This window comes from Acidovorax sp. M14, assembly GCF_049331375.1.
Lineage (GTDB): Bacteria > Pseudomonadota > Gammaproteobacteria > Burkholderiales > Burkholderiaceae_C > Acidovorax.
The window spans coordinates 2,103,849-2,128,844 of the sequence record NZ_CP186263.1 but is presented as its reverse complement, the minus strand read 5'-3'; the positions used below and the strand labels follow the sequence as shown (position 1 = coordinate 2,128,844).

Annotated in this window: 21 protein-coding genes; 14 read left to right on the top strand and 7 right to left on the bottom strand. The window is 64.6% G+C overall.

Going from position 1 to position 24,996, the window contains the following annotated elements:
* The first annotated feature begins 126 nt into the window (after positions 1-126).
* Positions 127-723: a hypothetical protein gene (locus ACOYR4_RS09765; protein ID WP_056642407.1), complete on the top strand. Its 597-nt coding sequence runs from the start codon at positions 127-129 to the stop codon at positions 721-723.
* 147 nt (positions 724-870) lie between these two features.
* Here ACOYR4_RS09765 and ACOYR4_RS09760 read toward each other — a convergent pair whose 3' ends face one another.
* Positions 871-2,106 (bottom strand): MFS transporter, encoded by a 1,236-nt coding sequence (locus tag ACOYR4_RS09760; protein ID WP_422849389.1) that lies wholly within the window; start codon positions 2,104-2,106, stop codon positions 871-873.
* Between the two features lie 97 nt (positions 2,107-2,203).
* Between ACOYR4_RS09760 and ACOYR4_RS09755 the strand changes: the two genes are divergently transcribed.
* Positions 2,204-3,148: a LysR family transcriptional regulator gene (locus ACOYR4_RS09755; protein WP_422849388.1), complete on the top strand. Its 945-nt coding sequence runs from the start codon at positions 2,204-2,206 to the stop codon at positions 3,146-3,148.
* A 265-nt stretch (positions 3,149-3,413) separates the two neighbouring features.
* The gene (locus tag ACOYR4_RS09750; protein ID WP_422849387.1) at positions 3,414-4,811 is read left to right on the top strand and encodes a hypothetical protein; all 1,398 of its coding nucleotides are present in this window, start codon (positions 3,414-3,416) and stop codon (positions 4,809-4,811) included.
* Positions 4,812-4,931: 120 nt separating this feature from the next.
* Here the strand turns inward: ACOYR4_RS09750 and ACOYR4_RS09745 are convergent, their stop codons facing one another.
* Both ACOYR4_RS09745 and yjjJ read right to left on the bottom strand, forming a co-directional pair.
* Positions 4,932-6,287, bottom strand: coding sequence for an IS5 family transposase (locus ACOYR4_RS09745; protein WP_422848398.1), 1,356 nt, complete (start codon positions 6,285-6,287; stop codon positions 4,932-4,934).
* A 123-nt stretch (positions 6,288-6,410) separates the two neighbouring features.
* A complete protein-coding gene (gene yjjJ / locus ACOYR4_RS09740) occupies positions 6,411-7,769 on the bottom strand; it encodes a type II toxin-antitoxin system HipA family toxin YjjJ (RefSeq protein WP_422849386.1) in 1,359 nt (452 codons plus the stop codon).
* A gap of 172 nt (positions 7,770-7,941) precedes the next feature.
* On the opposite strand from yjjJ, the gene ACOYR4_RS09735 reads away from it, so the two are divergent.
* A complete protein-coding gene (locus tag ACOYR4_RS09735; RefSeq protein WP_422849385.1) occupies positions 7,942-8,523 on the top strand; it encodes a type IV toxin-antitoxin system AbiEi family antitoxin domain-containing protein in 582 nt (193 codons plus the stop codon).
* Positions 8,520-9,368 carry a nucleotidyl transferase AbiEii/AbiGii toxin family protein gene (locus ACOYR4_RS09730; RefSeq protein WP_422849384.1) on the top strand — a complete coding sequence of 283 codons (849 nt, stop codon included), beginning with the start codon at positions 8,520-8,522 and terminating at the stop codon, positions 9,366-9,368. The genes ACOYR4_RS09735 and ACOYR4_RS09730 overlap by 4 nt, the downstream gene beginning before the upstream one ends.
* A gap of 174 nt (positions 9,369-9,542) precedes the next feature.
* Here the strand turns inward: ACOYR4_RS09730 and ACOYR4_RS09725 are convergent, their stop codons facing one another.
* Complete coding sequence (locus ACOYR4_RS09725) at positions 9,543-10,472, bottom strand: LysR family transcriptional regulator (protein ID WP_422849383.1); 930 nt, start codon at positions 10,470-10,472, stop codon at positions 9,543-9,545.
* Between the two features lie 83 nt (positions 10,473-10,555).
* On the opposite strand from ACOYR4_RS09725, the gene ACOYR4_RS09720 reads away from it, so the two are divergent.
* The 4 genes from ACOYR4_RS09720 to ACOYR4_RS09705 all read left to right on the top strand — a co-directional run bounded on the left by ACOYR4_RS09720 (position 10,556) and on the right by ACOYR4_RS09705 (position 14,481).
* Positions 10,556-11,572: a Bug family tripartite tricarboxylate transporter substrate binding protein gene (locus tag ACOYR4_RS09720; RefSeq protein ID WP_422849382.1), complete on the top strand. Its 1,017-nt coding sequence runs from the start codon at positions 10,556-10,558 to the stop codon at positions 11,570-11,572.
* Positions 11,573-11,674: 102 nt separating this feature from the next.
* Complete coding sequence (locus tag ACOYR4_RS09715) at positions 11,675-13,315, top strand: FAD-dependent monooxygenase (RefSeq protein ID WP_422849381.1); 1,641 nt, start codon at positions 11,675-11,677, stop codon at positions 13,313-13,315.
* A 271-nt stretch (positions 13,316-13,586) separates the two neighbouring features.
* Positions 13,587-14,048 carry a DUF1801 domain-containing protein gene (locus ACOYR4_RS09710; RefSeq protein ID WP_422849641.1) on the top strand — a complete coding sequence of 154 codons (462 nt, stop codon included), beginning with the start codon at positions 13,587-13,589 and terminating at the stop codon, positions 14,046-14,048.
* 37 nt (positions 14,049-14,085) lie between these two features.
* Entirely contained in the window at positions 14,086-14,481 is a 396-nt protein-coding gene (locus ACOYR4_RS09705; protein ID WP_422849380.1) for a VOC family protein, read from the top strand.
* 22 nt (positions 14,482-14,503) lie between these two features.
* Here ACOYR4_RS09705 and ACOYR4_RS09700 read toward each other — a convergent pair whose 3' ends face one another.
* Both ACOYR4_RS09700 and ACOYR4_RS09695 read right to left on the bottom strand, forming a co-directional pair.
* Entirely contained in the window at positions 14,504-15,439 is a 936-nt protein-coding gene (locus ACOYR4_RS09700; RefSeq protein ID WP_422849379.1) for an aldose 1-epimerase, read from the bottom strand.
* Positions 15,440-15,517: 78 nt separating this feature from the next.
* Complete coding sequence (locus tag ACOYR4_RS09695; protein ID WP_422849378.1) at positions 15,518-16,471, bottom strand: SMP-30/gluconolactonase/LRE family protein; 954 nt, start codon at positions 16,469-16,471, stop codon at positions 15,518-15,520.
* Between the two features lie 124 nt (positions 16,472-16,595).
* Here ACOYR4_RS09695 and ACOYR4_RS09690 point away from each other — a divergent pair, with 124 nt between their 5' ends.
* On the top strand, positions 16,596-17,417 hold the full coding sequence (locus ACOYR4_RS09690) for an SDR family NAD(P)-dependent oxidoreductase (protein ID WP_055401789.1): 822 nt from the start codon (positions 16,596-16,598) through the stop codon (positions 17,415-17,417).
* A gap of 915 nt (positions 17,418-18,332) precedes the next feature.
* Here ACOYR4_RS09690 and ACOYR4_RS09685 read toward each other — a convergent pair.
* Positions 18,333-19,295, bottom strand: a complete 963-nt coding sequence (locus tag ACOYR4_RS09685; protein ID WP_056067548.1) for a LysR substrate-binding domain-containing protein — start codon at positions 19,293-19,295, stop codon at positions 18,333-18,335.
* A gap of 156 nt (positions 19,296-19,451) precedes the next feature.
* On the opposite strand from ACOYR4_RS09685, the gene ACOYR4_RS09680 reads away from it, so the two are divergent.
* From ACOYR4_RS09680 to mmsA, 4 genes are all read left to right on the top strand, one after another.
* A complete protein-coding gene (locus ACOYR4_RS09680; protein WP_309823712.1) occupies positions 19,452-20,903 on the top strand; it encodes an aldehyde dehydrogenase family protein in 1,452 nt (483 codons plus the stop codon).
* A 238-nt stretch (positions 20,904-21,141) separates the two neighbouring features.
* Entirely contained in the window at positions 21,142-22,107 is a 966-nt protein-coding gene (locus ACOYR4_RS09675) for an ABC transporter substrate-binding protein (protein ID WP_015013818.1), read from the top strand.
* Between the two features lie 190 nt (positions 22,108-22,297).
* Entirely contained in the window at positions 22,298-23,368 is a 1,071-nt protein-coding gene (chvE, locus tag ACOYR4_RS09670) for a multiple monosaccharide ABC transporter substrate-binding protein (protein ID WP_015013817.1), read from the top strand.
* A gap of 109 nt (positions 23,369-23,477) precedes the next feature.
* Positions 23,478-24,995, top strand: a complete 1,518-nt coding sequence (gene mmsA / locus ACOYR4_RS09665; RefSeq protein ID WP_422849377.1) for a multiple monosaccharide ABC transporter ATP-binding protein — start codon at positions 23,478-23,480, stop codon at positions 24,993-24,995.
* Position 24,996: the final 1 nt, after the last annotated feature.

Here is a 24,996-nt window from a genome sequence, read left to right as displayed (position 1 = left end):
TGGCGGCTGAAGGTTGGGCGCGCTGCCCGCCGCCTGTTGCGAGCCTGTTGCGATTTAGTGCGTGGCGAGCGCGGCTCCAGCACTTACCATCCGCCCCTGATTTGCACCAAGGAGCACCCCATGAGCATGAACAAGCGCAACTTCGTCGCCGCCGGCATGGGCCTGGCAGGCCTGTGGACGGCCACCGGCAGCAGCCACGCCGCCACGCAAGCCAAGGCCCCCAGCGGCCCCACGCTGCTGACCATCAGCGGCGCCATCACCCAGTCCAACCGTGGCGCGCTGGATGCCACCATCGACCAGATGATGGGCAAACACGGCATCCAGTTTGACAAGGCCTACGCGCTGGACGCCGCCGCCCTGGCGCGCATGCCCGCCGTCACCATCAAGCCCACGCTTGAATACGACAGCAAGCCCCACACGCTCAAGGGCCCCCTGCTCACCACCGTGCTGGCCGCCGCCGGTGTGGCCGCGGGCAGCCCCGTGCAACTGGGCCTGCGCGCGGTGGACGGCTACAACGTCAACATCAGCATGGCCGACGCCCAGGCCTACCGCATGATCGTCGCCACCCACATCGACGGCCAACCCATGGCCCTGGGTGGCCTGGGCCCGCAGTGGGCGGTGTACGACGCCGACGTGTTGCCCGCCTTCAAAGACAAGCCCGTGAAGGAACGCTTTGGCCTGTGCCCCTGGGGGCTGTACCACATTGAGGTGAAAAAGGCCTGAGCCCACCCAGGCCCAACGCCGAAGGGCGGTTGAGCGCAAGCACGGCACAAACCGTCACCCAACAAAAAGAGCGACCCCAGGGTCGCTCTTTTTTTGATAGCTGCCAGCGCATGATTCACTAGCGCTACCACCCTATTTCGTTCTAAATCAGCCCCGGCGCCGCCCCATGCGCACCGCCAGCGCCGCCAGCGAGCCCGCCGTGGCCAAGCCCACCACCCCCAGCCAGCCCCACTGCGCCAGCGCCAGGCTGCCCAGCGCCGCCCCGGCCGACATGCCGATGAACATGCCGGTGAACAGCAGCGCATTGAGCCGGCTGCGCGCCGCAGGGTCGATGCCGTAGACGATGGTCTGGTGCGCCACCAGCGTGGCCTGCACGCCAAAGTCAAAGCCAATGGCACTGGCCACGATCAAACCCAGTTGGGCCTGCGCAGGCAGCAGCGGTGCCAGCGCCATCACCGCAAACGACGCAGCGGCAAGGCCTGCGCCATAGCGCGTCACCACCTCAGGCCCGCGCTTGTCAGCCAGGCGCCCGGCCAGCGGCGCCGCCAGTGCACCCGCCGCCCCGGCCAGGCCAAACGCGCCCGCCGCCGCCGTGCCCAGGTTGAACTGGCTGTGCAGCATCACCGCCAGCGTGGACCAGAACGCGCTGAAGCCCACGGCCAGCAGCCCCTGCGCCCAGGCCGCGCGGCGCAGCGCCGCGTGCTGGCGCCACAGCGCCACCATCGATCCGATCAGCGCGCCGTAGCCCATCTGCGTGGTGGGCGCAAAGCGCGGCAGCCCCCGCCACACGGCCACCGTCAGCAGCGCAATGGCCACCGCCGCCGCCACATACACCGTGCGCCAGCCCCACTGCTGCGCCACAAAGCCGCTGACCACGCGCGACAGCAAAATGCCCAGCAGCAGCCCCGTCATCACCGTGCCCACCATGCGCCCGCGCTGCGCGGCCGGGGCCAGCGTGGCGGCTGCAGGCACCACGTCTTGCGCCACCGTGGCCGCCAGGCCCACGGCCAGGCTGGCTGCCAGCAGCGCGCCCATGCCCGGGGCCAGGCCGCTCAGCAGCAGCGCCAGCATCAGCGCGATGGACTTGATGACGATGATGCGGCGCCGGTCAAACCGGTCGCCCAGGGGCGCCAGCAGCAAGATGCCCAGCGCATACCCCAGCTGCGTGAGCGTGGGCACCAGCCCCACCACGCGGCTGTCGGCCTGCATGTCGGGCCCCAGCACGCCCAGCATGGGCTGGCTGTAATACAGCGACGCCACGCTCAGCCCCGCCGTGGTCGCCAGCAGTAACAAGAGCGGCGCACTCACCGCCCCCTCTGCAGGCGGTGCCACCGGGGCCCGCCCCGCTGCACCACTTGCATGCACGTTTTGAATGGAAGACATCACAACACCATTGGTTAAAAAGGAATGGTGCGATTGTTCTAGCCCGTCGCTGCACTGGGTAGTGGGCTGAATTGCAGATTCGTTATACGCTTTGCGTATGACCAGCACCCAGCCAGCCTTGCAACCCGGTGCCGACCGCATCGAGCTGATGCAGACCTTTGTCCGCATCGTCGAGGCCGGCAGCCTGTCTGCCGCCGCCCAGCAGCTGGGCACCAGCCAGCCCACTGTCAGCCGCCGCCTGCAGGCGCTGGAGCGCAGCCTGGGCATCAAGCTGCTGCAGCGCTCCACCCATGTAATGAAGCTCACCGAAGACGGCGACCGCTGCTTTGCCCACGCCAAGGCCCTGCTGGAAGACTGGCGCGCCATGGAAGACGACCTGCGCGGCACCGCCGACACCCCGCGCGGCACCCTGCGCGTGCTGGCGCCGCACGCCTTTGGGCAAGACCAGTTCATCGCCCCGCTGATGGCCTACCTGCGCCGCTACCCCGAGGTGGATGTGGAATGGATGCTGCACGACCGCCGCCCCAACTTCATCGCCGAAGGCATCGACTGCGCCATCCAGGTCGGCGCGGTGGACGACCCCAGCGTGGTCGCGGTGCGCCTGGCCGAAGTGCCCCGCATCGTGCTAGCCGCGCCCGCCCTGATGGCCGGGCGCCCCACGCCCCAGCACGCCCAAGACCTGCAACCCCTGCCCTGGCTGGCCCTGAGCACCTTCTACCGCCGCGAGGTCATGCTGACCCAGGAGCCCGGCGGCGAGGCTCACACCTTCGGCATCACCCCGCGTTTGGCCACCGACAGCCTGTACGCCCTGCGCAGCGCCGCCCTGGCCGGGCTGGGCGCGTGCATTGCATCGGCGTGGATCGTGGACAACGATGTGCGGCAGGGACACTTGCTGCACCTGGTGCCCAACTGGCATGCAGCGCCGCTGCCGGTGTACTTGGTGTACCCGTATGCGCGGTTTTATCCGGCCAGGTTACGGTTGTTTTTGGAGGCGATGCGGGGGGCGATGCCGGGGTTGGTGGGGATGCGGGCGGTGGGGTGAGATCGGAGACCAGTGACGAGAATCGGCGATTTGCTGGTCTTGGCAAGCGTCTGCATTGGCGTGCGCGATTCTCTATTGACTCAAACTCGCAATCGCAACCAATATGGAGATGTGCAAACCAACTTTGGATGATCAATGTTGCGGCGGAGGCGGAATTTCATAGGTGAATCTGCGACATTCCTGTCGACCGATAAATTCAAAAAATTGGCACGTTTTTTGATGATAAGTCCACATTAATACAAAGATTTATAACAGAAAGCAGAAAATGTTCCAACCAATATCCAAAGAAGCTTTTGAAGCAAGGTTTTATGGACGCACCCCTTTTGTTCGCATCTTTTCAACAGAATTGGAATGGTTTATTCAGGAAAGGGGGGAAATAACTCTTCTGGCTGTTATGCTGCGATGCGAGATCGATAAAGATTTCAACGCCATTATTCTTGGTCGCGATCTTGGTCGAAAATATCGCGCCATTCATGTCATCGTCTCGCAAAGCACCCGTGATGAACTGGTAGAACTATTAAACGGAAGTGCAGATGATCTGTTCGCTGCACACATTAATGGTCTCTTTCCTCAAGGTGATGAATCTGCTCCGTTTGCGATCTTCGATCCGAAGATTCCCGAAGCACGTCGAAATCGCTATTACCAGTTGCTAACAGAAGATCCGGTGCACTTCCCCTCGCGAGTAATGATGGAGGAATTGGCACTTTGGTTCAAGGATCCCGATGGGGTATTTATTCGTGCCTTGCAGGGCAACGAGTTCAATTCGCGCTTATTTGAATTATATTTACACGCGGTTTTCTATGAATTGGATTTCGAAATAGAGCGATCTCATTCGCAACCAGATTTTTGCCTTAGCAAGGGGGCATCAAAGTTGTTTGTTGAGGCAACTACAGTAGCAGAGAGCGAGAACAGTCAGCCGCAGCGCTTCGACCCTGAAGCATTTCAGGACTTACAACGTCACGCTACCGAAGAGATGCCGTTTAAATTCTCCCGTGCACTCTTGAATAAAGTGAAGCACCGTCCAGAGCCTGAACGCCTTCACTACTGGGAACTCAAGCATGTAAATGGCAATCCGTTTGTCATCGCTTTACATGATTACTCTCGACCCATGTCAATGGTTTTTTCAAGTTTAGCGCTCCAGGAGTATCTATATGGACTACGCGCTCACGAAAATGGAAGCATTGAAACAATTGAGAGGCATATTTTTGGTGAGCGAAGTATTCCGTCGAACTTCTTTGCCCATGATCGGCACAAACATATTTCAGCAGTGATGCTTGCAACGCAAGCAACGATTCCCAAGTTCAATCGGATGGGGCGTTTGGCTGGACTGCGAAGTCCGAATTCGATAGCAATCATTAACGGATTGCGTACAGATCACGAAGGCATCCCAAGACCATTTCGGTCAGTCGTAGAGCGACGTGACTACATTGAGCTATGGCACGAAGGTATCTACATCTTTCACAACCCACGCGCTGTTAAGCCGCTCGACCCGGATATCTTTCCTCACGTAATCCATGTTTTCCAGAACGACAATGGCATTGAGCAGTGGGTGCCCAGTGAGTTCATAGTGTCATGTGCTACTCAGATGGTCATATCTGAACCTTCTGCAATCGACCAAGCACTCAGGACTTTTGAGGAAGACGGCGACAAAGACCCATCGTAGACACAGGCCCTAAGTTCTCATTCGGCCCAATAGTGGGAACTCTCTGGGTGCATACGGGAGGTGCTCCTATGTCGGCTATCCAGTAGCCACCTACAGAGTCCGTCCTGAACAATTCCGTTCTCAGCAACAGACGGGGCGGTGGTTACCGGGAGCGACGAGCAGTGCTGCGATGACCGCCTGCAACGACAGCCCGAATCGGGCGCATAGAAGCCGCAGCGCGGCCAGGATCAAGCGCAGGTTGTGCCCGGCACCGCACATCACCGCGTGCAGCGCATCGCCCAGCGCACCCTTGAGCGGGTTGCGCCCCAGCCGCCCGTCCATCTTCATGTGCCCGATAGCAGGCTCAATGGCGCTTCTTCGCTTGATCATGGCATTTAGGGTCTTGGTGATGCCACGCTTTTGCCCTGACATCAGAATGCTCACGCCCTCAACCTTCACGCCACGGTAGCCCTTGTCCACGATAGCCGTGGCCGGCGGCTTGTCCGTGCCGGTGAGGATGCCCACCTGCTCCAGTGTCTCGGCCAGCGTGTGGCCGTCATACGGATTGCCCGGCATGCTCCTCATGCCCACCACCAGGCCTTCCTTCAATGTGGTGGCGATGCTGACCTTCACGCCGAACTCGTAAGGGGTGCGGACTTTGCCTTTGCTGATGCACTCGACCTCAGGCGCGTGCAGGGCGTACAGCTTGTTCTTGTCTTTCGTCCGTTGGGTCAGGATGCGGCCCGTGCGCTGCAATAGGTCCTGAACTTTGGCCTTGGCTACCTCAGGCAGCAGGTGCAGTTGGCGGGTAACTTCACGATGCACCCGTCCCACACGGGTGCGCAGTGTGCGCACGGCCTTCTTCATGCGCTTGAACTGCTTGGCGTGCGCATAGCGTCCAATCTGCGCGGCCAGCCGCGGTGCCACGCGGTTGTAGTTCTGGCGCAGCTTGAGCCCGTTGTCCTCGGCCGCCTTGACCAAGTGCTGGCGACTCTTGTCCAGCAGTCGGCTATCGGTGGGGTGGGCAATGGCCTTGGGCATGACGGTGGTGTCTACGATCACCCGCTGTGTGCTGGACTTCTGGATGACACCACCGCGCCGGGCGGCGTCGATGCTGGCGGCCAGCAGTGTCTCCACGCCTTCTTCGCCAATGCGCTTTCTCCATCGCGTGAGGCTGCTCGGATCGATGGGCAACTCTGTCTGCAGGTAGGTCTCGCCGCAGAAGAATTGCCAGTACGGGTTCTCCACCCAGGTGTTGACCACCGCTTCGTCGGAGGCGTCGAAGGTGTGCTGCAGATACAGCAGCCCGGCGATCAGGCGCGCAGGCAAGGCAGGACGGCCCCGCCCGGAAGTGAACGACACCGCGAACGTGCGCTCAATCTCGGCCCAGTCGATCAGCGCGGCCAGCCTGAGCAGTGGGTGCTGCATGTTGAGCTGCTCGTCCAGCCTTGGGCGAAACAACTCACCGGAGTGCGGCTGCGAAGGCTTTGGACCCATGGACTACCCCAGAGGAATTTGCAAGAAAACAGATACGGGCAAAACCATACCTTGCAAATCCTGTGCCCATCAATGAGCAGAACTACGTGTCGGATCAACGGCTTGCGGATTGATCAGCGCGGACTACAGAACGAGTCGCCCCACACGCTCCACAGCCACCGTCACATGGCGGATCAACTCAGCCTTGCACGCATCAAAACCCGCGCTGAATCCCCCCTCGTCCTGCACCCGCCGAACAAACACCTGCGCCATCCCAAGCGCCTCCTTCCAAGCCGCCGCGCTGACCTGCTCCCCCACTGTCAGTTCCAGCGTCCGATCCGGCAAGCCGCCCCCCGCCGTGGGTGCAAACGCCATGGGCGTCATGTCATACGCAGGCGCCAACTCGTAAGGCCTGCGTCCCTCTGACAAGCACGACAGATTGCCACTGTGCATGTCGGTATTGCCGACCAGGGTGCCAAACGCCCACAGCAGGCAGGCCGTGTCCAAGGCCTGGGGGGTGATGACGCCCGCCTTCCACAACGCCCTGGCAATCACCGGCCAGTTGCCGCCGCTGCCGACAAACTCGGCGTCCAGCGCGGCGAAGGAATGCAGTGCCCTTCGCCCGCGCGCCCCCAGCCGGTCAAACCGCTGCACCTCCAGAAACCGTTGGGTGCCGTGCATCCAGGTCATTGACTGCGCGGCAGGCACGCCGTGGTCCCGAAGCACCTGCAGGGCGATGTGTTCGGCCAGCAGCAGGTCGCGCCAGCGGGCGCTCACGGGGGTGTCGAGTTCTGCGGTGAACTTGACCATCACATGCGCGGCGGTGCCGTCGGCCTGCTCTGCGTAGGCGGTGAACTTGGGCTGCTCGCCAGCGGCTGACGAGCCCGCGACTTCGCCGCGCGCGGCCAGGTCAGCCAGCTGGGCGTAGGTGTGCAGCTTTCGCGCGGCTGCAATGGGCACGGGGTCGGACGCGTTGACGAACTGGTCGCGCGCCGTGGGGCCGATGAGCAGGTTGCCGGGCATGTCGTCGCCCTGGTCCAGGATGGCGCGCAGCGCGTGGGTGTCGCTCCAGTCGCCCAGCCGCTCGGGCAAGCCCAGGCGTTGGCCGTGCCGCTGGCAGTAGGCGCGCCCCAGGTAGCCCTGCGGGCGCATGTCATACATCCACCACGGCAGGCCGTCGCTGTGTTGCCGGGCCCCGCCCGCTTCTACCATCACAAAGCCCTGCGGGCATACCGGGACGAGGGTGCCCAGGGTTTCCAGTGCGCCCTGGGGGGTGACGCGGTACACGGCGGCCTCCAGATCGGCGCACTGGGGATCGCGGAGCGTGTATTGAATAGATCTTGCAGCGCCAAAAGGCACCACCTCATCACCTAGCGCGCTAAGGGCCCGCGAGATGGTGGGCTGGCTGACCTGCAGCGCCTGAGCCAGCACTTGCGCCTTGGCGGGGCCAGGGCGCAGCAGGGGGCGGATGGCGTTGGCGTAGGTCTGGGCGGCGGAGGGCATGGCTCCAGCATACGCCGGTTGAATGGAAAATTGAATAGATAAAAGAATAGATTAATCAACCTGGATCAAAGCCTATTTCGTTGCGTTTTTTAGTTATTTATTGACAACCAACTATTAAATACAACAAACTTGCGGCGTGCCATCAGCCCCCCTCACCTCCCAAGAAAACACGGTGCTTGAGCTTGCCCAACACCAGCCCCTGCTACGCGCGCGCGACCTGGGTGCGCGTGGGCTGCCCACGGTGCTGCTGACCCGTTTGGTTGCCGCAGGCAAGCTGGACCGCGTGGCGCGTGGCATCTACAGCCTGCCCGGCCGCGCGGTCAGCGAGCACCGCTCGCTGGCCGAGGTGGCGCTGCGCGTGCCCAAGGGCGTGGTGTGTTTGCTCTCTGCCCTGCGCGTGCATGGCATTGGCACGCAGGCACCGTTTGAGGTGTGGATGGCAATACCACCCAACACGCCCACCCCGCGCCTGGAGCAACCGGCGCTGCGTGTAGTGCGCATGTCTGGCGCGGCGCTGACGGAAGGCATCGAACTGGTGGACATTGACGGCGTGCAGGTGCCCGTGTTCAACGCGGCCAAGACGGTGGCGGACTGCTTCAAATACCGGAACAAGATCGGGCTGGACGTGGCGCTGGAGGCGCTGCGCGATGGCTGGCAGCAAGGCAAGCTGCCGATGGATGCGCTGTGGCACTACGCCACGATCAACCGCGTGGCCAATGTGATGCGGCCGTATCTGGAGAGCGTGACGGCATGAGCCAGCGCAATGTGGCGGCCTCCATCCGCGCACGGCTCAAGCTGTATGCCGATGCGCACCAGCAGGACTTCAACCTGACGCTGACTCGCTATGGGCTGGAGCGGCTGCTGTACCGGTTGTCGATCTCGCCACACGCCAACCGCTATCTGCTCAAAGGCGCCCTGCTGTTCTCGCTGTGGTTTGACCAGCCCCACCGGCCCACGCGCGATGCGGACCTGCTGGGTTTTGGCCCGGACGACGTTGAATCTGCCGTGCTGGCGTTCCGCGAGATATGCCAGATCGAGGTGGATGATGGTTTGGCGTTTGACCCGGCCTCAGTCAAGGGCACCACCATTCGCAAAGAGGCGGGATACGGTGGTGTGCGGGTGGACCTTCTGGCCGCGCTGGATGGCGCACGCATTGCGCTGCAGGTGGACATTGGTTTTGGCGACGCCGTGACCCCGGCGCCCGAGGCGGTGCACTACCCGGTGCTGCTGCCAGACTTGCCTGCGCCCCAGTTGCGCGCTTATCCCAAGTACACGGTGGTGGCTGAGAAGTTTCATGCGGTGTGCCTGCTGGGCATGGCCAACACGCGCATGAAGGACTACTTTGACCTGTGGGTGCTGCTGACCGAAGGCGTGTTGGACCCGCAGGAACTGCGCCGCGCAGTGGCTGCCACGTTCCATCGGCGCCGGTTGGCTCTGCCCAATGCCATTCCCTCTGGTCTGAGCGATGGGTTTGCACAGGATGCGGCCAAGCAGAAACAGTGGGCCGCCTTTCTGAAAAAGAACCGTCTGCAAGCCTTGGAGCTGGCAGAGGTGGTGGAGGTGCTGCGCAGCGAGTTGCAGAAGCTGTTGGGGCTATGAAGCGACAGACCGATGGGATGAAGGGGGCGAATGGTGCGCAACAACTGCGTGCAATGTCATATCCGCTCCTAACTTGATAGCTGCCCCGGTATGTTTTTCTGGCGCTTGGTGCACATTTCGCACTGAATCTCAGCCCCGCACCTTCCCAGCATCATCCCAAGACGTTTCGGGCTTTCAAGCCGGCAACCGCACCGCCGCCTCCCGCAACGCCTCTGCAAACGCCATCGCCGCTGGTTTTTGCTGCGTGCCCCGGCGGTAGGCGAGGTACAGGTCCAGATGCACCACGGGCTCGCGCAGCATGGCGACGCCCAGGCCCTGGCGTAGGCATTCTTCCAGCGCAAACGAGGGCACGATGGCGCTGCCACGGCCTGCGCGCACCATGCCGATGAGGGTGCCGATCAGGTTCATGCGGGGGCGCTCCTGGTGGGCCAGGCCCAGGCGCGAGAGCTGCTTTTCGATGACCACCTGGATGGGGTTGCCCGACGGCAGGCTGACCAGGGGCACGTCTTTGAGGCGGCTCCAGGGCTGGCTGTCGGACAGCTGGCCGCTGGTGTGCGCCGCATCGGGCGGGCTGATGCGCATGAGACGGAACTTGCACAACGGCTGGCGCGACAGCCCCACGGCGGGTTTGACGAAGAAGCCAAAGCCGATGTCGGCCTCGCCGTCGAGCACGCGCTGGCGCACGGTGCCCACCTCGACATCGCTGAGCTGCACATGTACGCCGGGGTGGCTGTGCGCAAAGCCGCGAATCACCTCAGGCAGCAGGCTGGCCGAGATCATGGGCGTGGCCGCCACCAGCAGGCGCGAGCGCACGGCGGCCTCGTTGCCGTCCAGCACGGCGCCCAGGGCGCGCAGCTCGCCCACCACGCGCTCGGCCACGGGCTGCAGGCGGCGCCCGGCGTCGGTCAGGGTGATGGACCGCGTGGTGCGGTCAAACAGGCGGGCGCCCACCTGGTCCTCCAGCTCCTTGACCAGCATGCTCATGCCCGAGGGCGACAGGTGCACCTGCTCGGCCGCCTTGGCAAAGCTTTGCAGGCGCGTCACCTCCAGAAAAGCGTGGAGCTGACGGGTGCTGACATTCATCAGCTTTGATGAAGAATTCATCAGAATTTTCCGTTTGATCAATATCAAGAGTGTCGTTGTAATTGTCCTGTAAAGCCCTTCTAACGACTAGAGAGACAAGCCCCATGCCCCAGCTGCCCACCCTGCGTGCCAACGTGCACCCGCCCTCCCCCCAACGCCGCAGCCTGGTGCTGGGCGCGCTGGCCGCTACGGCAGCCGTCGCCACGCCCAGGGCCTGGGCGCAGACGGGTGCCGATGCACCGGTGCGGCTGGTGGTGCCGTTCACGCCCGGCACGGGCATTGACCTGATTGCGCGGCAGATTGCGCAGCCGCTATCTGACCGGCTCAAGCGCCCGTTTTTTGTGGAGAACAAGTCGGGGGCGTCCGGCATCATCGGCACCCAAGAGGTGGTGCGCGCTGCGCCCGACGGCACCACGCTGCTGGTCAGCGTGAACACGCTGGTGATGAACATGGCGCTGTACCCCAAGCAGGGCTTTAACCCGCTGACGGACCTGGTGCCCGTGAGCCAGACGAGCTGGGGGCAACTGCTGCTGGTGGCGTCTGCCGGGTCGAAGATCGAATCGCTCAAGGACCTGATGGACCGCGCCCGGGCCAAGCCCGGCTCGCTCAACTACGGCTCGCCCGGTGCGGGCACGCCGCATCACCTGGCGATGGAGCTGCTGAAAAACCGGGCCAAGATCTCGCTCACCCACATCAGCTACCGGGGCACCGCCCCGGCCGTGACGGACCTGCTGGGTGGGCAAATCGACGCCATGTTCTTGCCCATCCACGTGGCCCTGCAGCATGTGAAGGCGGGCAAGCTGAAGGCGCTGGCCATCAGCTCGGACACGCCCCACCCGCTGCTGCCCGAGGTGCCGTCGCTCGGCACGCTAAAGCTGGGCGACCTGAACGTGGACATGTGGTACGGCGTGTTTGCCCCCGCAGGCACACCCCGCGCCATGGTGGACCGGCTGAACACCGAGCTGCGCGATGTGCTGGCATCACCCGCAGTGGCCAAGTCGTTCGAGACCCAGGGCATGACGCCCGCCCACAGTTCACCCGACGCCTTCCAGAAGCTGGTGACTGCCGACGCCAAGCGCTGGGCCGACCTGATCAAGGCCCAGGGCATCACCGCCGAGTAACCACGACCACCCGCACCCAGCGGTGGCCAGTAGCGCGCCGCACTGCACAACACTGCATCGCGGCCAGTGTCGAACCGACCCGTACCGAACAACACCAACAACATGAACCAGCAAGCAACCGTGGCGCCGCAGCAAGACGCCGAAGTGATCATCGTGGGCGGCGGCCCCGTCGGCATGGGCCTGGCCATAGAGCTGGGCCAGCGCGGCGTGAGCGTGATCGTGGTGGAGCGCTATGTGCAGCCCCAGCCCATCCCCAAGGGGCAGAACCTTACGCAGCGCACCATGGAGCACTTTCACTTCTGGGGTGCCGAAAAGCAGCTGCGCGCGGCGCGCACCATCCCGGTCGAATACGGCATTGGCGGCCTGACCGCACACGGCACGCTGTTGGGGCCCTACAGCTACGACTGGCTGCAGCGCGACCTGGTCAAGCCCTATTACTTCACGGCCAACGAGCGGCTGCCGCAGTACGCCACCGAGGCCGTGCTGCGCCAGCGTGTGGCGCAGCTGCCATCGGTGCAGACCCTCTACGGCTGGGAGACGAGCACCGTGGCACAGGACGATGCGGGCGTTTCCGTCAGCATCCAGCAACGTGGCGACGGCAAGGCCCAGCGCGTGCTGCGCGGCGCCTATGTGGTGGGGTCGGACGGCGCGCGGTCGGTGGTGCGCGAGCAGGCGGGCATCACCCACACCCGCACCGACCACGACCGCATGATGGTGCTGCTGGTGTTCAAGTCACAAGGCCTGCACCAGCTGCTGGAGCGCTACCCCGGCAAGTCTTACTACAACGTGCTGCAACCCGAACTGAAGGGCTACTGGAAGTTTCTGGGCCGCGTGGACCTGGGCAGCACCTGGTTCTTTCATGCACCGGTGCCGCCGGGCACCACCAAGGACAACTTTGACTTTGCGGCCTACCTGCACGAGGCGGTGGGCGCGGAGTTTGAGGTGGAGTTTGAGCACATCGGCTTTTGGGACCTGCGCTTCATGCTGGCCGACAGCTACCGCAAGGGCCGCGTCTTCATCGCGGGTGATGCCGCCCACAGCCACCCGCCCTACGGCGGCTATGGCGTGAACTCGGGCCTGGAAGACGCGCGCAACCTGGGCTGGAAGCTGGCCGCCACGCTGCAAGGCTGGGGCGGCGAGCGCCTGCTGGACTCGTACGACGCCGAGCGGCGCCCGGTGTTTGCGTCCACCATCAACGACTTCATTGCGCGGTCCATCGAGACAGACAAGGAGTTCCTGGACACCCACGACCCGGCGCGCGACCAGGCCGCGTTTGAAGCCGCTTGGCAGGCGCGCGCGCAGGGTGCCGTGGGCGAGGTGCATGCGTTTGAGCCGCACTATGAGGGCTCGGGCATCGTGTGGGGCAGCGAGGGCCGCGCCAGCAGCGCCCAGGGATCGCACCGGTTTGAGGCGCGTCCTGGCCACCACCTGGCGCCCGCCACGCTGCCCACCGGACGCAATGTGTTTGAGGAACTGGGCCCGGGCTTTTCACTGCTGGTGGTGGGCGGCGACGGCGCCCACGCGCCATCGGTGCAGGCCTTTCGCGAGGCGGCGGCGGGCCTGGGCCTTCCGCTGCGGCTAGTGGACTGTGGCGACGGAGGCGAAGGCACCGAGCCAGCACGCTATGGCGCACCGCTGGTGCTGGTGCGGCCCGACCAGTTTGTGGCCTGGACGGGGCAGGCTGGCGGCCCGGCAGTGACTGCGGAGCAGGCGCGCGAAGTGCTGGCGCGGGTAGCTAGGTAGGCAACAGCGCACGGCTGAAGCGAATCGGGCGGAGGCGCGGTGCAACGCCGCGCAAGGGCGCGCGGAGGGGCGCAAAGGGGGCGCAGGTCCTGCAGCCACCGACGCGCTTGCCTGAATGAACAGAGGCAGGCCAGAAGGTAACAACCCGTTGTAGCGGGGTTGCCAAGGTGCGCGGAGTGGCAACAATGGCGGGGCGTCACCCCTCGCCTTTTGCGCCCAATCCACCAAGGACCACCCCGTGGCTGCTGCCAAAAAACCCCCACCCACTGCCATAGGCCGTGCGCCCAACACCACCGCCCCAGACGCGGCAACCACCGGGCCCGCCGCATCGGCACTGATCGACCAGCGCATTGCCGACCTGGGCGACTGGCGTGGGCAGGTGCTGGCGCAGGTGCGCCAGCTGATCCATGAAGCCGCGCCCGGTGTGGTGGAAGAGTGGAAGTGGCGTGGCACACCAGTGTGGTCGCTGGGCGGGATCTTGTGCACGGGCGAGAGCTACAAGGCAGCGGTAAAGCTCACCTTTCTGAAAGGCGCCGCCCTGCCCGACCCGGCGCGCCTTTTCAATGCCAGCCTGGACGGCAATACACGCCGTGCCATTGATATCCACGAGGGCGACACGCTGCCTGCCGATGCGTTCCGCGCGCTCATCCGTGCGGCGGTAGATCTCAATGCGCTGGGCAGCAGCAAGGCCCGCAAGGGCCGGGCACCGGGGCACACAGGGTCGGCCGCATAGGCCCCAGCAATCAGACCAACAGAAGGATCACCCCATCATGCTGTCGCACGTGTTTGTGGGCATTTCAGACTTTGAGCGCGCGCTGGCGTTTTACCGGCCCGTGTTGAGCGTACTGGGCGTGAAGGAGCGGTTTTGCGAGCCCAGCCGGCCCTGGGCAGGTTGGGAATCCAACCCCGGCCCCCGCCCGCTGTTTGTGATTGCCCACCCCTTCAATGGCGAGGTGCCGCAACCCGGCAACGGCACCATGGTGGCCTTTGCGGCCGCCACGCGCGACCAGGTGGATGCTGCACACGCCCTGGCGCTGAGCCTGGGCGCCGTGTGCGAGGGCAGCCCGGGCCTGAGGCCCGAGTACCACGCCCATTACTACGGCGCGTATTTTCGGGACCCTGATGGCAACAAGCTGTGCGTGGCGTGCCACGCGGCGCTGCTGTAAGAACCTGTTCTAAAGCCCACCCTCAATCAGTCAGCGGCTGGTAGCGCCACTGCACGTTCATCACCATCACCTCGCCCTGCGCCAGCGTGCGCAGGCCGGGCTGGCCCGGCTGGTGAAAGGCGTCGATGGGCTGGGTGATGGGCTCAAAGCAGAACGCCGGGCCCTGCGGCGGGCGGTAGACCAGGCAGTAGTGCTGGGCCGTGCCGCCGTCCTTTTCGAAATCGGGCATGTGGGCCGTGAGGCGCAGGCCGCGCTCGGGCCAATCGATCTGCGCCGTGCCGCCCCAGCCGGTGTAGGCGTTGTCGATGAGGCCGCCGTTGGCGGGCGCGCCGCTGTTCAAGTCCCAGCCGGGTGGAAACTGCTGCGTGTGCTCCGTGGGCAACGGGTCGTCGCCACACAGCCACACGCCCTGCACCGGCGCCGTGATGCGCGTGGCGGGCGTGCGCGGAAACCAGGGGTGCAGGCCCAGGCCATAGGGCAGCGGCTGCGCGCCCAGGTGCCGCACCTGCACCGACTGGTCCAGGCCACCTTCCACCAGGCGGAAGGTCTGCACGCATTCGTACTCGTAGGGGTTGCCGTCAAAGCGCTCGGAGCGCAGCTGCATCTGCAGCGTGTCGGGCGCGGGCTGGCTCAGCTGCCAGGGCTGCAGCCACCCATCGCCGTGGATGGGATACGGCTCGCCCACGCGGTTGGGACGCATGGGGTGGAACTGCCCCGCATGTTCAAACCCGCCTCCGCTGATGCGGTTGGACCAGGGCACCATGGCAAAGGATGCAAGCTGGTACAGGTCGGGCGTGACGCCGTCCCACGGCCGCCACAGGTCGATGCGTGCGCCCGCGGCTTGCGGGTCGTCGATCTGCCAGGCCGCCACGCTGCCGCCGAGCGTGGGCACCAGGCCCAGGTGCTGCCCCGCGTGGTGCAGCCAGACGATGGGGTGGGATGAAGAGGCCTCGGTCATGGGCGGTGTGCTTTCTGCGGGATGGAGGAAAAAGGAGGTGGCGGAGCCACGGCCCCGCCGCTGCGCGTGGGGTCGGCGTCAGCCGCCAAACAGGTGTGCGGGCAGGCCGGGCGTGCTGACGTCCACGGCAAACAGTGCACCGGCCAGTGGCTCGGCCGCGAGCTGTTCGGGCGTGAGGCCGGTGCGTGCCGAGGTGATGTACAGCGTGCGCAGGTCCGCACCCCCAAAGGCGCAGTTGGTGACCTGGCTCACGGGCAGCGGGATGCGGGCCAGCTCTTCGGCCGTGTCGGCGTCGTGGCAGGTGACGCAGCCACCGCCCCAGTGCGCAATCCACAGGCGGCCCTGTGCGTCGGTGGTCATGCCGTCGGGCACGCCGTCCGCGGCGGGCCAGCGTTTCCACGGCGTTTTGTCGCTCACGGTGCCGCTGGCCGGGTCGCAGCGGTAGCGGTAGGTCGTGCCCTGCACCGTGTCGTTGAAAAACATGGCCGGGCCTTGCGCGGTGGGGGCCCACGTGGGGCCGTTGGTCACGGCAAAACCATCGTCGTGCCGCACGCAGTGGCCACCGGCGGTGTAGGTGTAGAGCGCACCCGTGGGGGCCTCGCACGCAAAGTCCATGCTGCCGCCCCAGAAGCGGCCCTGGGCATCGCACTTACCGTCGTTGAATCGGTTGCCGGTGCGCTCTGGCTCGGGCTGGTGCAGGTAGCGCGGGGCAATGTCAGCAGCGGGGTCGAACAGTGCAAAGCCACGGCGCAGGGTGACGATGAAGCCGGGGGCGTTGGCGCGCTCGGCGATGGCGGAGATTTCTTCATCAAACGTCCAGCGCTGGTGGGCGCCGGTGGCAGGGTCCCAGCGGTGCAGCTCGCGCTGGAGGATGTCCACCCAGTACACCGCCTGCTCGCGCACCGACCACAGCACGCCTTCACCCAGCGCGTTGCCCAGTGCGACCACGCAGCGCACGGCGCCGGTGGTTGTTGGCGCAGAGGCGGACGCGCCGCTGGACGGTGGGATGGGGGTATCCAGCGAAGGGCGCACGTTGGTTGTCTCCGGTCGTTTTTTTGCATCGGCCTGCCGCCAGGCACTTGACGAGCGGCATCTTATCAACGCCAATTGATGCTTGAAATGAATTTTTTCGCCATTGATTGATTGCAATATTGATATGACACAGCTTTTTACCCCCTCCTCTTCCTCGACCGACGCCACGGGTGCCCCCCAGGGCCTGGCGAAATTCCCCAGCCTGCAAGGCCGCGCCGTGTTTGTGACTGGCGGCGGCAGCGGCATTGGCGCGGCCATCGTGGCGGCGTTTGCCGAACAAGGCGCCCGCGTGGCGTTTGTGGACGTGGCGCGCAACGCGAGCGAAGCCCTGGCCCAGCACATTGCCGACGCAGGCCTGCCCCGCCCCTGGTGGCGTGTGTGCGACGTGCGCGATGTGAACGCCCTGCAGGCCTGCGTGGCCGAAGCGGCGGCAGAGCTGGGCAGCGACTTTGCGGTGCTGGTGAACAACGTGGCCAGCGACGACCGGCACACGCTGGAGTCCGTGACGCCGGAGTACTACGACGAGCGCATGGCCATCAACGAACGCCCCGCCTTCTTCGCTATCCAGGCCGTGGTGCCTGGCATGCGCAGGCTGGGCGCGGGCTCGGTGATCAACCTGGGCTCCACCGGCTGGCAGGGCAAAGGCACGGGCTACCCCTGCTATGCGATTGCCAAGTCGTCGGTGAACGGCCTCACGCGCGGGCTGGCCAAGACGCTGGGGCAGGACCGGATCCGCATCAACACGGTGTCGCCCGGCTGGGTGATGACGGAGCGGCAGATCAAGCTGTGGCTGGACGCCGAAGGCGAGAAGGAGCTGGCGCGCAACCAGTGCCTGCCGGACAAGCTGCGGCCGCATGACATTGCGCGGATGGTGTTGTTTTTGGCGTCGGACGATGCGGCGATGTGTACGGCGCAGGAGTTCAAGGTGGATGCGGGATGGGTTTGAGGCTTTGAGGTCTTTTTGGGCTCTGGCGCTTATCTAGTAAGCGCTTGAAGCTATTGTTTTTGTAGTTTTTGAGTTTGGGCGCTTGTCTGGCGGCGTGCTCAGGTTAAGGGCGGACGCCGGGAGTCGCCCGGCATGCGAGTAACTTTCTTTCGCGTCGCCGAAAGAAAGTCACCAAAGAAAGGGCGACCCTACTGCGCGCGTCCCTTCGCTGCGCTACGGGCAACCTGCGATGCTCGGACAGGGGGTGCGCCGCAGAACTCACTGCGCGCTACGCGCTCCGTTCAAACAACTGCGGCAAGTCAGTGCACGAAGTGCGTGTGTCCTTCGGCACACGCACGCACCCCCTGCCCTGCGCTTCTCGGCACGCGCAGAAGGGAACCCGGGGAGCGGACATCCACACGGGCCATTGCTTCGCTGCGCTGCGCTCGGCCCCGTCTCGCGGGCGCAAGCGCCACGCGCTGCGCAGGCGGGGCCGAGCGCAGCGATGGCCCGTGTGGCTGTTTGGATGTTCGGCTCCCCACCCCTGCTGGCTGCGCCTGCGGCGGGGCGGTTGCGGGGTGAGCATGGGCGTCGAAGCGCCCATGCTTCGTGAACTGACTCGCCGTGGCTGTCTGAACGAAGCTGCAACGCAGCGCAGTGAGTTCCACGGCGCACCCCGCAACCGCCCCGACGCAGGTTTGCCCCGTAGCGAAGCGCAGGGGTCGCAGACTGGGGGTCGCCTTTCTTTTGGGTACTTTTCTTTGGCGAAGCAAAGAAAAGTACCTCGCCCGCCGGGGCGACTCCCGGCCTCCGCCCTCCATCAAGGCATACCGTTAACCAGGCACACAGCCCTTGGCACGGAAGGAGCGCACTTCAAAAAGCATAGCTACCAGCACATATCCCACTATCGCATCCAGCCAATAACACCCAAAACCATCAATCCCCCACCTCCAACCGCCGCCCATACTGCACCAGACTCGTCTGCTTCAACGCCTTCATCATCACCTTCGCCGCCGGCGACAACAGCCGGTCCGACCGCGTGATGATCCCGAACGCATCCATATGGCACGGCATCGCCAGCGGCAACACCGTCACGATCCCATGCGCCGCGTAATAGCGCGCCACATCCTCCGCCACCACCGCAATCATGTCGCTCTGCTGCAGCATGCGCGTGATGAACAACAAGGCCGATGTCTCCACCGTGTGCAGCGGCGGCGCCAGACCGTCCTGCTGGAACATCAGGTCAAACCGGTGCCGCAGCACACTGCCCGCAGGCGGCACGATCCAGCTGGCCGAGACCACGTCGCGCAGCGTCAGCCCGGTCATGCTCGACAGCGGGTGGCCCGGGCGCGTCATGGCGCAGACCAGCTCCTCCGTCAGCGACTCGTAACGCAGGTTCTCCTTGTCGTGCTCCTCGTACAAGCGGCCCACCACGATGTCGAGCTTGCCCTGCTCCAGCCGCTCCAACAGCACCGGGCTGGTTTCGATGTCGAGCGAGATGCGCAGGCTGGGGTGCTCCTGCTTGACCTGCGCCACGGCGGCGGGCAACAGGCTCAGGCCCGGTGAGGTGATGGCGCCGATGCCCACCTGGCCGTAGTGCCCGCGCTTGAGCGCACCGATCTCGTCGTGCGCCTGGTTCAGGTTGGCCAGGGCCATGCGGGCGTGGCGGATCATCGTTTCGCCGTACCAGGTGGGGCGCATGCCACGCGGCAGGCGGTCGAACAGCGACACCTCCAGCACGTCCTCCAGGTCCTTGAGCAGCTTGGACGCGGCGGGCTGGGTCATGCTGAGCACCTGGGCGGCACGGTGGATGTTGCCCTCCTCTGCCAAGGCCACCAGCAGCAGCAGTTGGCGCGTCTTGAGGCGGGCGCGGATGAACCAGTGGTTGTAGGTGCTCATGAATGAATGGAAGGAAGGAAGGCAGAGAGAGAGGGCGAGAAAAGGGAGGGGTTTTCCAGAATGCAAAGAACGATATGTATTTTGTCTAAAAAACGATTGGATTGATATCAAAACCTTCCATAGACTTCGCCGCAACTGCAACAAAGGCCCCTCTCCATGAAGCTCGGCGATCTCCAGCTCAGCCCCCGGCACCTGATCAATGGCCGGTGGGAAATCGGCACCACCACCGGCATCAGCACCAACCCGTCGGACACTCGCGAGGTGGTTGCCGAATACGCCCGCGCCGACCGCAACCAGACCGAGCTGGCCGTGCGCGCTGCGGCCGACGCCCTGCCCACCTGGAGCCAGAGCACGCCCCAACGCCGCGCCGACGTGCTGGACATGATCGGCAGCGAGCTGCTGGCGCGCAAGGACGAGCTGGGCGCGCTGCTGGCCCGTGAAGAAGGCAAGACCCTGCCCGAGGGCGTGGCCGAGGTGGCGCGCAGCGGGCAGATCTTCAAGTTTTTTGCGGGCGAGGCGCTACGCATTCAGGGCGAGCTGCTGGCCTCCGTGCGCCAGGGCGTGCAGGTGGACGTGACCCGCGAGCCCGTGGGCGTGGTGGGCATCATCGCGCCGTGGAACTTCCCGTTTGCCATCCCGGCCTGGAAGATCGCTCCGGCACTGGCCTACGGCAACACCGTGGTGTTCAAGCCCGCCGAACTGGTGCCCGCCTGTGGCTGGGCGCTGGCCGAGATCATCAGCCGCAGCGGCCTGCCCGCCGGTGCGTTCAACCTCATCATGGGCAGCGGCCGCGAGGTGGGCCAGACGCTGGTGGACCACCCGCTGGTCAATGCGCTGAGCTTTACCGGATCGGTGGCCACCGGCGATCGCATCTTGCGCGCGGCCTCAGCACGGCGCGCCAAGGTGCAGTTGGAGATGGGCGGCAAGAACCCGCTCATCGTGCTGGCCGACGCCGACCTGGACCAGGCGGTGGACTGCGCGCTGCAGGGCTCGTACTTCTCCACCGGCCAGCGCTGCACCGCATCGAGCCGTCTCATCGTCGAGGCCGAGGTGCACGACGCCTTTGTGGCGCGCCTGCGCAACCGGCTGGTCAGCCTGAAGGTGGGCCATGCGCTGGAGCGCGGCACCGAGATGGGCCCGGTGGTGGACGACAACCAGCTGGCGCAAAACCTGGGCTACATCGACATTGCGCGCAACGAGGGAGCGGAGCATGTCTGGGGTGGCGAGCGCCTGGAGCGCCCCACCCCAGGCCATTACATGAGCCCCACCCTCTTCCTGGCCCGCCCCGAACACCGCGTGGCGCGCGAGGAAATCTTTGGCCCCGTGGCCTGCGTGCTGCGGGCTGACGACTACGAGCACGCACTGGCCTTGGCCAACGACACGCCCTTTGGCCTGTGCGCGGGCATCTGCACCACGTCGCTCAAGCGCGCCATGCACTTCAAGCGCCACGCCGCCGTGGGCATGACCATGGTGAACCTGCCCACGGCGGGTGTGGACTTTCATGTGCCTTTTGGGGGCCGCAAGGAATCGAGCTACGGCGCCCGCGAGCAGGGGCGCTACGCGGCCGAGTTCTACACCACCGTCAAGACGGGCTACATGCTGGCCTAAGAAGGTGGGAAGGAACCCAACATGCCCGCTCATGTCGCCAGAACACTCCCGCTCGTCGTTGCAAATGCTCGCCATAGCCCGAGCTATGACTGCGCTTTGCGCCTAGAGCGGAAGCGTTTTGGCAACCTGCTCTGGCACGCTGGATCCCTTCCCACCTTCTGAACCATCCTTTATCGCATCGCTGCTTTTCCATCCCGCAACCGTCGTCAACCAACCATTACAGACAGGAGACAAGATGATGAAAATGAACCGCCGCACCGTTGCTGCCGCCTTGGCCAGCGTGCCCGTGGCCGCCTTGCTGCCCGGCGCCGCCTGGGCGCAAAAGCCCCTGGTGCTGGGCTTCAGCCAGGTGGGGGCCGAGAGCGAATGGCGCACCGCCAATACCGAGTCGATCAAGTCCGCCGCCAAAGAGGCGGGCATTGAGCTGAAGTTCTCGGACGCGCAGCAAAAGCAGGAGAACCAGATCAAGGCCATCCGCTCGTTCATCGCGCAAAAGGTGGACGTGATTGCGTTCTCGCCCGTGGTGGAGTCGGGCTGGGAGCCCGTGCTGCGCGAGGCCAAGGCCGCCAAGATCCCTGTGGTGCTGACCGACCGCGCGGTGAACACCAAGGACACGTCGCTGTACGTGACCTTCATGGGCTCGGACTTTGTGGAAGAAGGCCGCAAGGCCGGCCGTTGGCTGGTGGAGAAGATGAAGGACCAGAAGGGTGAGGTCAACATCGTCGAGCTGCAGGGCACCGTGGGCTCGGCCCCCGCCATCGACCGCAAGAAGGGCTTTGAGGAAGTCATCAAGGCCGACCCCAAGTTCAAGATCATCCGCAGCCAGACCGGCGACTTCACCCGCGCCAAGGGCAAGGAAGTGATGGAAGCCTTCCTGAAGGCCGAGGGCAAGAAGATCAATGTGCTGTACGCGCACAACGACGACATGGCGATTGGCGCTATCCAGGCCATCGAAGAGGCCGGCATGAAGCCCGCCAAGGACATCGTGATCATCTCCATCGACGCGGTGAAGGGCGCCTTCGAAGCCATGATCGCCGGCAAGCTCAACGTGAGCGTGGAGTGCAGCCCCCTGCTGGGCCCGCAACTCATGGCCGCAGTCAAAGACATCAAGGCTGGCAAAGCGGTGCCCAAGCGCATCGTGACCGAGGAAGGCATCTTCCCAATGGAAGTGGCGGCCAAGGAAATGCCGAACCGGAAGTATTAACCCCCTGAGGCGCTGCGCGCCTTCCCCCTTTCTCTCGCGTCGCTGCGCGACGCGGGAAGGGGGACGCCACCAGCGCGGCGGGGCGGCCCTTGCGCGGTGGCACTCGTATTGGCCAGCGATAGTTTCGTAGAGCGTTGGCGAAACCAAGCGTCTATCAAAAAAACAAATTCACACCAGGAGACAGACTCAAATGAAGCGTGCAATTTTCAAGGCCGTGTTGGCCACCGTGGCCTTGGCTGCCATCGGCGCCACATCCGTGGCATCAGCCCAGGACAAGGGCACCATCGGCATCTCGATGCCCACCAAGTCCTCGGCGCGCTGGATAGCCGATGGCGACAACATGGTCAAGGTGCTCAAGGACCGGGGCTACAAGACCGACCTGCAGTACGCCGAAGACGACATCCCCAACCAGCTCGCGCAGATCGAGAACATGATCACCAAGGGCGCCAAGGTGCTGGTGATCGCGTCGATTGACGGCACCACGCTGTCCAAGGCGCTGCAAAACGCGGCCGACAAGGGCGTGAAGGTCATTGCGTACGACCGTCTCATCAAGGGCTCGAAGAACGTGGACTACTACGCCACGTTCGACAACTTCCAGGTCGGCGTGCTGCAGGCCACCTCCATCGTGGACAAGCTGGGCCTCAAGCAAGGCAAGGGCCCGTTCAACATCGAGCTGTTCGGCGGCTCGCCGGACGACAACAACGCCTTCTTCTTCTACGACGGCGCCATGAGCGTGCTGCAGCCCTACATCGACAGCGGCAAGCTGGTGGTGCGCAGCAAGCAGACCGGCATGAACAAGGTGGGCACGCTGCGCTGGGACGGCTCGGTGGCCCAGGCGCGCATGGACAACCTGCTGTCGGCCTACTACGGCAAGGACAAGGTGCATGCGGTGCTGTCGCCCTATGACGGCATCTCCATCGGCATCCTGTCCTCCCTCAAGGGCGTGGGCTACTGCACCGCCCAGCAGCCCTGCCCCGTGGTCAGCGGCCAGGACGCTGAGGTGCCCTCCATCAAGTCCATCCTCAAGGGCGAACAATCTTCCACCGTGTTCAAGGACACCCGCGAGCTGGCCAAGGTAGCCGCCAACATGGTGGACGCCGTGCTGACAGGCAAGCAGCCTGAAATCAACGACACCAAGACCTACAACAACGGCGTGAAGGTGGTGCCCTCGTACCTGCTCAAGCCGGTGGCGGTGGACTCCTCCAACTGGAACGCGGTGCTGGTAGGCAGTGGGTACTACAAGGAATCGCAAATCAAGTGAGCGCGAGCGGCTTCTGCATCTAAAGCCGCCGCCTGCGAATGCCACCGGGCAGCGCAGGCGGCCTGCAACCGGGATGGGGCCAAAGGCCCCGCCAACAGACTGAGAGACCATGCTTCTTGAAATGCGGAACATCCGCAAAACCTTCCCCGGCGTGGTGGCGCTGAACCAGGTCAACCTGCAGGTGCAGGCCGGGGAGATCCATGCCATCGTCGGCGAAAACGGGGCGGGCAAATCCACGCTGATGAAGGTGCTGTCGGGTGTGTATCCCCATGGCAGCTACAGCGGCCAGATCCTGTTCGACGGGCAAGAGCGCGAGTTTGCAGGCATCCGCGACAGCGAGCACCTGGGCATCATCATCATTCACCAGGAGCTGGCGCTGGTGCCGCTGCTGTCGATTGCCGAGAACATCTTCCTGGGCAACGAAACCGCACGGCACGGCGTCATCGACTGGATGGCCGCCCACAGCCGCGCCCAGGCGCTGCTGCACAAGGTGGGCCTGCGCGAATCGCCCGATACACCGGTGGGCCAACTGGGCGTGGGCAAGCAGCAGCTGGTGGAGATTGCCAAGGCTTTGTCGCGCAAGGTGCGCCTGCTGATCCTGGACGAGCCCACCGCCAGCCTCAACGAGAACGACAGCCAGGCCCTGCTGGACCTGCTGCTGGAGTTGAAAGCCCAGGGCATCACCTGCATCCTGATCTCGCACAAGCTCAACGAAATCTCGCGCGTGGCCGATGCCATCACCGTGCTGCGCGACGGCAGCACCGTACAAATGCTGGACTGCCGCGGAGGCCCGGTGAGCGAGGACCGCGTGATCCAGGCCATGGTGGGCCGCGAGATGAGCGACCGCTACCCCCAGCGCCAGCCGCAAGTGGGCGACATTGTTTTTGAGGTGCGCAACTGGCGCGCCCACCACCCGCAGCGCAGCGACCGCGAGCACCTCAAAGGCATCGACCTGAATGTGCGGCGCGGCGAGATTGTGGGCATTGCGGGCCTGATGGGCGCAGGCCGCACCGAGCTGGCCATGAGCATTTTCGGCCGCTCCTGGGGCCAGCGCATCAGTGGCGAAGTGCGGCTGCACGGGCAGCCCATCGACGTGAGCACGGTGGAAAAGGCCGTGCGCCACGGCCTGGCCTATGTGACCGAAGACCGCAAGGGCAATGGCCTGGTGCTGAACGAAGACATCCAGTTCAACACCTCGCTGGCCAACCTGCCAGGCGTGTCGTTCGCCAGCGTGATCGACAGCGGCCAGGAACACCGCGTGGCACAGGACTACCGCGAAAAGCTGCGCATCCGCTGCTCGGGCGTGGACCAGAAGACGCTGAACCTCTCGGGCGGCAACCAGCAAAAAGTGGTGCTGAGCAAATGGCTGTTCACCAGCCCCGAAGTGCTCATCCTCGACGAGCCCACGCGCGGCATCGACGTGGGCGCCAAGTACGAGATCTACACCCTCATCGCCCAGCTGGCGGCCGAGGGCAAATGCGTGATCGTGATCTCGTCCGAAATGCCCGAGCTGCTGGGCATCACGGACCGCATCTATGTGATGAACGAAGGCCGCTTTGTGGCCGAGATGCCCACGGCCGAGGCATCCCAAGAACGAATCATGCGAGCGATTGTGAAAGCCAGTTGAT

Coding starts and splice junctions, on each gene's coding strand:
- ACOYR4_RS09730 (WP_422849384.1), top strand. CDS start 8,520: ATGAGCCAGCGCAATGTGGCGGCCTCCATCCGCGCACGGCTCAAGCTG.
- ACOYR4_RS09755 (WP_422849388.1), top strand. CDS start 2,204: ATGACCAGCACCCAGCCAGCCTTGCAACCCGGTGCCGACCGCATCGAG.
- ACOYR4_RS09720 (WP_422849382.1), top strand. CDS start 10,556: ATGCCCCAGCTGCCCACCCTGCGTGCCAACGTGCACCCGCCCTCCCCC.
- mmsA (WP_422849377.1), top strand. CDS start 23,478: ATGCTTCTTGAAATGCGGAACATCCGCAAAACCTTCCCCGGCGTGGTG.
- ACOYR4_RS09680 (WP_309823712.1), top strand. CDS start 19,452: ATGAAGCTCGGCGATCTCCAGCTCAGCCCCCGGCACCTGATCAATGGC.
- yjjJ (WP_422849386.1), bottom strand. CDS start 7,769: ATGCCCTCCGCCGCCCAGACCTACGCCAACGCCATCCGCCCCCTGCTG.
- chvE (WP_015013817.1), top strand. CDS start 22,298: ATGAAGCGTGCAATTTTCAAGGCCGTGTTGGCCACCGTGGCCTTGGCT.
- ACOYR4_RS09705 (WP_422849380.1), top strand. CDS start 14,086: ATGCTGTCGCACGTGTTTGTGGGCATTTCAGACTTTGAGCGCGCGCTG.
- ACOYR4_RS09700 (WP_422849379.1), bottom strand. CDS start 15,439: ATGACCGAGGCCTCTTCATCCCACCCCATCGTCTGGCTGCACCACGCG.
- ACOYR4_RS09725 (WP_422849383.1), bottom strand. CDS start 10,472: ATGAATTCTTCATCAAAGCTGATGAATGTCAGCACCCGTCAGCTCCAC.
- ACOYR4_RS09750 (WP_422849387.1), top strand. CDS start 3,414: ATGTTCCAACCAATATCCAAAGAAGCTTTTGAAGCAAGGTTTTATGGA.
- ACOYR4_RS09760 (WP_422849389.1), bottom strand. CDS start 2,106: ATGTCTTCCATTCAAAACGTGCATGCAAGTGGTGCAGCGGGGCGGGCC.
- ACOYR4_RS09675 (WP_015013818.1), top strand. CDS start 21,142: ATGAAAATGAACCGCCGCACCGTTGCTGCCGCCTTGGCCAGCGTGCCC.
- ACOYR4_RS09765 (WP_056642407.1), top strand. CDS start 127: ATGAACAAGCGCAACTTCGTCGCCGCCGGCATGGGCCTGGCAGGCCTG.
- ACOYR4_RS09745 (WP_422848398.1), bottom strand. CDS start 6,287: ATGGGTCCAAAGCCTTCGCAGCCGCACTCCGGTGAGTTGTTTCGCCCA.
- ACOYR4_RS09690 (WP_055401789.1), top strand. CDS start 16,596: ATGACACAGCTTTTTACCCCCTCCTCTTCCTCGACCGACGCCACGGGT.
- ACOYR4_RS09685 (WP_056067548.1), bottom strand. CDS start 19,295: ATGAGCACCTACAACCACTGGTTCATCCGCGCCCGCCTCAAGACGCGC.
- ACOYR4_RS09715 (WP_422849381.1), top strand. CDS start 11,675: ATGAACCAGCAAGCAACCGTGGCGCCGCAGCAAGACGCCGAAGTGATC.